1 protein-coding gene is annotated in these 8292 nt (G+C 69.2%); it reads right to left on the bottom strand.

The features are described from left to right. Window positions 1–45: 45 nt before the first annotated feature. Complete coding sequence (locus AB0927_RS34160) at window positions 46–8280, bottom strand: amino acid adenylation domain-containing protein (RefSeq protein ID WP_366671692.1); 8235 nt, start codon at window positions 8278–8280, stop codon at window positions 46–48. Window positions 8281–8292 lie beyond the last annotated feature (12 nt).

Genomic DNA, 8292 nt, shown 5'->3' on the forward strand with positions numbered 1-8292 from the left:
GTACTGACGTGCGAGGTGTTCCGCCCCGACCCGCTATCCGCGCGGTCAGGCCTCACCCCTCAGCGAAGCCGCGACGATCGGCACGATGTACGAGAGCGACTCGGGAGTCATCATCGCGTCGTGCTCGTACGGCACCGAGTGCCCCGCGACTCCACCACCGGCGTACGGCAGCCACTTCTCCGCCGCCGTACTGTCACCGGTCCCGGCCGGGTCCGCCGCGATGTACAGCACCCGCGCGGCACAACGGCGGGGCGTGAACGCGCCCAGGATCCGCTCGTTGTTCTCCGCGGCGTCGACCAGCGCGTTGATCCGCGCCTCGTCACCGTCGCGCCAGTCGGCACGAGCGCCCCGGAGGAACTCGATCACGTCCGCGCGGACGAGTCGCCGGTCTCCGGCGTTCGCGCCGGACGCGTCCCCGACCACATCGCCGGGCTTGTACCCGAGGCCCTGCAACAGCGTTTCGAGCGTCTCGTGTTCCACGAGCGAGCCGTCGGGCCCGACCGTGTAGCGCGCCCCCGCGTCGACCAGGGCGAGCAGCGACACCCGCTCGCCCATTTCCTCCAGTTGCACCGCCATCTCGTGCGCGACGTTCCCGCCGAACGACCAACCGAGCAGGCGGTACGGCCCGGACGGCTGCACCGCCCGGATCTGCGCCACGTAGTCGGCGGCCATCTCCGCCACGCTCGCGGGCCGCCGCTCCGGCTCCAGCAGGCCCCGGCCCTGGAGACCGTAGACCGGGCAGTCCGGCCCGAGTCGGTCCGCCAGGCCCTCGTAGGCCCAGGCGAGGGAGCCCAACGGGTGCACGCAGAAGAGCGGTGCGGCGTCTCCGGTGGTCCGCAGCGGCAGCAGCACCCGGAAGGAGTCGTCGGGATCGGTCGCGTCGAGCCGCTCCGCCAGACCGGCCACCGTCGGGGCGTCGAACAGGGCACGGATGCCCAACTCGACGTCCAGGACGGTGCGGATGCGGCTGATGAGGCGGGTGGCCAGGAGGGAGTGGCCGCCGAGTTCGAAGAAGTTGTCGTCGATGGTGACCTGTTCGACGTCCAGCGCCTCGGCGAACAGCTCGCACAGTCGCCTCTCCCGCGTGGTGCGCGGGGCGCGGCCGGTGGCACTCGCGGTGAACTCGGGTGCGGGCAGGGCCCGTCGGTTCAGCTTCCCGTTCGGCGTCAGGGGGAGCGCGTCCAGCACCATGACGGTCGCGGGGACCATGTAGTCCGGCAGCGCCTTCGCCGTGTAGGCCCGCAGGGTCTGCGGGTCGAGGACGACGCCGGGTGCGGGGACGGCGTAGGCGACGAGGCGTTTGTCGCCGGGGCGGTCCTCGCGCACGATCACCGCGGCTTGGGCGATGTCGGGGTGGGCGGCCAGGACGGACTCGATCTCCCCCAGCTCGATGCGGAAGCCGCGCACCTTCACCTGGTCGTCGATGCGGCCCAGGTACTCCAGCTTCCCGGTCGTGCTCCAGCACACCAGGTCACCCGTGCGGTACATCCGCGCGCCCGGGCTCCCGAAGGGATCGGCGACGAAGCGTTCCGCGGTGAGATCCGGGCGGTTGAGATACCCACGCGCCAGCCCGGTGCCGGCGATGTACAGCTCGCCGGGAACGCCTGCCGGCACCGGGGCCAGGGCGGCGTCCAGGATGTAGACCTGGGTGTTGGCGATCGGTCGGCCGATCGAGGACACCCCGCCGGCCTCCGCGTGGACGTCGTCGACCGTGGACCAGATCGTGGTCTCGGTCGGCCCGTAGAGGTTGGCGATGGACGCCGTCCGGGAGACCAGCGTGCGCGCCAGCTCACCCGGCAGCGCCTCACCACCCACCAGCGCCCGCACTCCGGCCAGTTCATCGCGGGCATCGGCGACGACCGCGTGCCACAGGCTCGGCGTCGCCTGCATGACCGTCACCCCGGCCGAGGTGACCAGGGACCGCAGGGCGAGCGGATCACGTACTTGCTCCGGCGCGGCCAGGACGACCGCCGCCCCGTTCAGGAGAGGCAGATACAGCTCCAGACCGGCGATGTCGAACGCGATCGTGGTCACCGCCAGCAGCCGATCGCCTGTCTTCAGAGCGAACCGCTCCTGCATCGACGCCAGGAAGTTCACCAGCGCCCGGTGCTCGACCACCACACCCTTCGGCCGACCCGTCGACCCGGACGTGAAGATCGCGTACGCCGGGATGCCCGCGCTCAAGGGGGCGGAACGTTCGTCCTCGCGCAGATCCTCTCCCGACCGCGCGGCGAGGGCCTGCTGCGTGGCCGGGTCGTCCACGAGGATCCGGGCGGACTCCGCCGGCAGGGCCTCCTGGGCGCCGTAGCCCGTGATGACGGCCATGGGCTGGGCGTCGTGCAGGATGGCGGCGATGCGGTCCACGGGATAGTCGGGGTCGACGGGGACGTACGCCGCCCCGGTCTTCAGCACCGCCAGCAGTGCGATGACCAGGTCGGCGGAGCGGGGCAGGGCGACGGCGACGAACCGCTCGGGGCCCGCGCCCTGCTCGACCAGCAGCCGTGCCAACCGGTTCGCGCGGACATCGAGCTCGCGATACGACAGCTCGACGCCGCCGGACATCAGTGCCGTCGCGTCCGGTGTCCGCGCGACCTGTGTCTCGAACAGCGCGGGAAGGGTCGCGGTGGGGGTGTCCCGGGTGGTGTCGTTCCAGTGAGTGAGGACCTGGTCCAGGTGGGTGTCGTCGAGGACGGGGAGGGTGTGCAGGGGCGTGCCGGGGGCCTCGTCCAGGGCCTGGGCCAGACGGCTGGTGGCGGTGTCCATCAGCGACAGCACGAGGTCCGGGTCGATCGGGGCGACACACTGGACGGTGAAGACGAACCCGTCTCCGGTGTCGTCCACCGAGACCGTCAGCGGGTAGTTGGTCCGCTCCTGCGCGAAGAGGACCTCGATTCCGCCCACTTCCATGTCGGCGTCCGTCGCCCCGGCGGTGTGCCGGTAGTTGAGCAAGGCGGTGAACAACGGCGCCTCCGCCGCGACCCCGCTCATCCGCTGGGCGAGGGCGAGCGGAGCGTGCTCGTGCACCAGCAACTCGGCCAGGTCGCTCTGCATCGAGCGGACCGCGTCGAGCACACCCGTGGCACCGGTGTCGAGGCGGACGGGCAGGGTGTTGATGAACAGACCCGGAATACGGTCCGCGCCCGCACCCGCCTGCATCCGCCCGAACAACACCGTGCCGAACACCACGTCCTCACGCCCCGCCACGGCCGCGACCACCCGGGCGAACATCACATGCAGCACCGTCGCCGCACTCACACCCAGACGACGCGCCGCCTCACGCACAGCGGCAGCCGTGGCCGCGTCGACGGCCGCACGGGACTCGGCGACTGTCGTGCCATCCCCACGGACGTCCACGATCCCGAACGGGGCGGTCGGCTCCGTGACATCACCGAGGAGGGTGGTGAAGAACTCCTCGTGCTCGGCCACCGGGATGCCCAGCCTCGCCTGCGCGACGAAGTTCCGGAACGGCAGAGGTGTTGGCAGTTCTGCCTCGCGCCCCATGAGGAACGCCTGCACCTCGGCGAAGAGGACATCCACCGCGGTGTGGTCCTGGATGAGGTGATGCACCTGTACGAGGGCCACGCACCGGCTGGTGCCGGGCACGTCCGCCACCGTGACATGGACGAGCGGGGCCACGGTGACGTCCATCAGCGAACCGCACGTCAACAGCAGCTCGTCTGCCGCGCCTTGTACGTCGCCGTCGGAGATACCCGTCAAGTGGGCCTCACGTACGGGGATTTCGGTGTGCCGGCAGACGACCTGGACCGGCTCGCGCAGCCCCTCCCACATCACGGCCGTGCGCAGGATGTCGTGCCGGTCCACGACCTTCTGCAGGACACTGACGAACTCGTCGAACCGCGCCCGGGAGTCGAAGCCCAGGGCCATGGGGAGTACGTAGGCGTCCTCGCCCGAGGCGGCGCTCATCAGGTGGTGGAAGAGGATGCCCTCCTGCAACGGTGCCAGGGGATACACGTCCGCGACGTTCCCCACACCGCCGGGCACCCGGGCCACGATCCGGTCGATCTCCTCCTGGGACAGGCCCGCCAGGGGAAGCATGTCGGGCGTGATCGCCGCCGCGCCCTCAACGATGCCGTTCTCGGGGACGACGACCGACCCACCGGAGACGCCACCGTCCACCCCCGAGCCCAGGCCGGCCGCGAGACCGGCGACCGAGGGGGTCACGAACAGAGACCGCACCGGGACCGACAACCCACGCTCACGCAACCGCTCCACCAACGACACCGCCAACAGCGAATGCCCGCCCAACTCAAAGAAGTTGTCGTCAATGGATACGCGTTCCACGCCGAGCACCTCCGCGAAGACCTGGCAGAGGATCTCCTCCTGCGGGTTCCGGGGGGCACGGCCGGCCGTGTCGGCGGTGAACTCGGGTGCGGGCAGGGCACGCCGGTCCAGCTTCCCGTTCGGCGTCAACGGCAGCTCGTCCAGCACCATCACCGCCGCCGGCACCATGTACTCCGGCACCGCAGCAGCCACGAACGCCCGGAGCGCCTGCCCGTCCACACCACTGCGGTCGGTCGCGGGAACGACGTAGCCGACGAGGCGCTTGTCGCCGGGCCGGTCCTCACGCACGATCACTGCGGTCTGGGCGATGCCGGGGTGGGCGGCCAGGACGGATTCGATCTCCCCCGGCTCGATGCGGAAACCGCGCACCTTCACCTGGTCATCGATACGCCCCAGGTACTCGATCTCCCCGGCCGCGTTCCACCGCACCAGGTCCCCGGTCCGGTACATCCGCGCGCCCGGCACCCCGTACGGGTCGGCGACGAAGCGTTCCGCGGTCAGACCGGGACGGTTGAGATACCCGCGCGCCAGACCATCACCCGCGATGTACAACTCACCCGCGACACCCACCGGCACCGGGCACAGACCCGCGTCCAACACATAGGCCGACACGTTGTCGATCGGCCGCCCGATCGGCGGAGTCCCCTCCACACCAGCACCGGCATCCGCATGCCAGTACGTCGTATACACGGTCGCCTCGGTCGGACCGTAGATGTTCGCGACCCGCGCCCCCGGCATCGCCGCCTGGATGTCACGAACCGTATGCGCGGCCAACGCCTCACCAGCCAGAGCCACCACACCCGGACGCGCACCACCCAGCGAACCGGACAACAGATGCGAGAACGCCGACGGCACCCCACTGACCAGGCTCCCCGCCAGCACCCCAGCATCAAGATCGGCCAGAGACAACAAGTCCTGGACCACCTCGATACTCCCACCGGCCACCAGCGGGCTGAAGATCTCAAACACAGAGACGTCGAAGTTCAACGACGTCGACGCCACCACCCGCGACACGCGCCCGAACCCAAACCGACGACCCGCCCACCCCAGCAGATTCACCACCGACCGATGCTCGACCACCACACCCTTCGGCCGACCCGTCGAACCCGACGTGAAGATCACATACGCCGGGATACCCGGGTGCAGAGGCGCAAGCCGCTCGGAGTCGGTGAGGTCTCCGGATGCCTGTGCGCTGAGTGCCTGCCGGGTGGCGAGGCTGTCGAGGAGGATTCGCGTGGCGTCGGCCGGAAGTTCGACGCCACTGTCCTCGACCGTGATGACGGCCATCGGGTCGGCGTCGGCGAGGATGTAGGCGATGCGGTCGGCCGGGTAGTCCGGGTCGATGGGCACGTATGCCGCACCGGTCTTCAGCACCGCCAGCAACGTGGTGATCAGCTCGGCCGAGCGAGGCATGGCGACGGCGACGAACCGCTCCGGACCCGCACCCCGCTCGACCAGCAGCCGCGCGAGCCGGTTCGCCCGCTCGTTCACCTCGCCATACGACAGCTCCACACCCTCGAAGACGACCGCGACCGCGTCGGGTGCCTTCGCGACCTGCGCCTCGAACAGTGCGGGCAGCGTGTTCTCGGGGACGTCGTGGCGGGTGTCGTTCCACTCGCTGAGCACCTGGCCCAGCTCGGTGTCGTCAAGGATGCGCGTCCGGCTGACCGGCTGCTGCGGGTCCGCCAGGACCTCCTCCAGCAGACGCGTCAGCCAGCCCGCCATCCGCTCAACCGTCGACCGGTCGAACACATCCGTGGCGAACTCAATCCCACCCGAGATCCCGGCCGGCTCACCGGTCTCGGTAAAGGACTCCGCCAGGTTGAACGACAGGTCGAACTTCGCCGCACCCGTACCACCAGGAGCAACGTCCACATCCAGACCCGGCATCACCAGATCCGACGCCGGGGTGTTCTGGAACGCCAACGCCACCTGGAACAACGGATGACGTCCCATGGACCTAGCCGGGTTCAGCACCTCCACGAGACGCTCGAACGGCACGTCCTGCGCACCGAACGCCCGCAGGTCCGTCTCCCGAACCCGCTCGACAAGGTCAGCAAAGGACGGATCACCCGACACATCCGTCCGCAACACCAACGTGTTCACAAAGAACCCGACGAGATCGTCCAGGGCCTCGTCCAAACGACCCGCCACCGGCGAACCGATCGGGATGTCATCGCCAGCACCGAGCCGGGACAGCAGGGCAGCCACCGCGGCCTGCATCACCATGAACACACTCGCCCCACGCTCCCGCGCAAGACTCACCACACCACGATGAACCCGCTCACCGAACGCCAGCTCCACGACGTCACCCGCGTACGAAGGCACCACCGGACGGGGCTGGTCAAAGGGAAGCGACAACTCCTCGGGAATGCCCGTGAGTTCACCCTTCCAAAACTCCACCTGCGACGCGCCCGTGCTGTCCGGATCACTATCGTCACCGAGCAGCTCACGCTGCCAGAGCGTGTAATCCGCATACTGCACCGGCAACGGCTCCCATTCCGGAGCCGCACCCTCACACCGCGCCGAATACGCCACCGCCAGATCCCGCGCCAGCGGACCGAGCGACCACCCGTCACCCGCGATGTGATGCACCACCGCGACCAGCACGAACTCACCCGGCGCGACATCGAACAGCCATGCCCGGACGGGGATCTCCGTTTCGAGGTCGAAGGCGTAGCCCGACGCCGACTCGACATCGGTGTCCAGCGTCTCCGGAGAGCTCTTCCGAACCTCTACCGCAGCGCCGGCCTCCTCAACACCGAGCACCCGCTGATACGGCTGCCCCTCCGCCTCACCGAACACCGTCCGCAAACTCTCATGCCGGCCCACGACATCCACCAGAGCCGCGTTCAGCGCGGCGACATCCAACGCCCCCCGCAACCGCACCACCAGCGGAATGTTGTACGTCGCACTCGGCCCCTCCAACCGCCCCAGGAACCACAAACGCCGCTGAGCAAACGACACCGGAACCCGCTCCGGACGCTCAACCGCCCGCAACACAGCCCGCCCCACACCAGCACCCGCAAGCCGCTCCACCAACCCCGCAACCGACGGAGCCTCGAACAACACACGAATACCCAACTCCACACCCAGCACCGACCGCACACGACTCACCAACCGAGTCGCCAACAGCGAATGCCCGCCCAACTCAAAGAAGTTGTCATCAATGGACACGCGCTCCACGCCGAGCACCTCAGCGAAAACCTGGCACAGGATCTCCTCCTGCGGATTCCGCGGAGCACGGCCGGCCGTGCCGGCGGTGAACTCGGGTGCGGGCAGAGCACGCCGGTCCAGCTTCCCGTTCGGGGTCAGGGGGAGTGCGTCCAGCACCAGTACCGCGGACGGGACCATGTACTCCGGCACCGCTTTCGCCACGTACGCCCGCAGAGCCTCCGGGTCGAGCACCGCGTCAGCGGTCGGCACGGCGTAACCGACGAGTCGCTTGTCGCCCGGCCGGTCCTCCCGCACGATCACCGCGACCTGGGCGACCTCCGGATGCGCGGCCAGAACGGACTCGATCTCCCCCAGCTCGATCCGGAAACCACGCACCTTCACCTGGTCATCGATCCGCCCCAGGTACTCGATGTCCCCGGCCGCGTTCCACCGCACCAGGTCCCCGGTCCGGTACATGCGTGAGCCAGGAGCCCCGAACGGGTCCGCGACGAAACGCTCCGCGGTCAGACCGGGACGGTTGAGATACCCGCGCGCCAGACCATCACCCGCCACATACAGCTCACCCACAACGCCCACCGGCACCGGACACAGACCCGCATCCAGCACATACACCCGGGTGTTCCACGACGGACGACCAACCGGCACCGCACCAACCGGAACCTGCTCACCAGGAGCAAGCCGATAGGCAACACAACCCACCGTCGCCTCGGTCGGACCATACTCATTGATCACCGCGGCCGTCGGATGCGCACGCCGCCACTGCCCCAACTGCTCACCCGACAACTGCTCACCACCCACCACCAGATCACCCGA

Origin of the sequence: Streptomyces sp. NPDC048106 (genome assembly GCF_040706415.1) — a bacterium.
Taxonomy (GTDB): Bacteria; Actinomycetota; Actinomycetes; order Streptomycetales; family Streptomycetaceae; genus Streptomyces.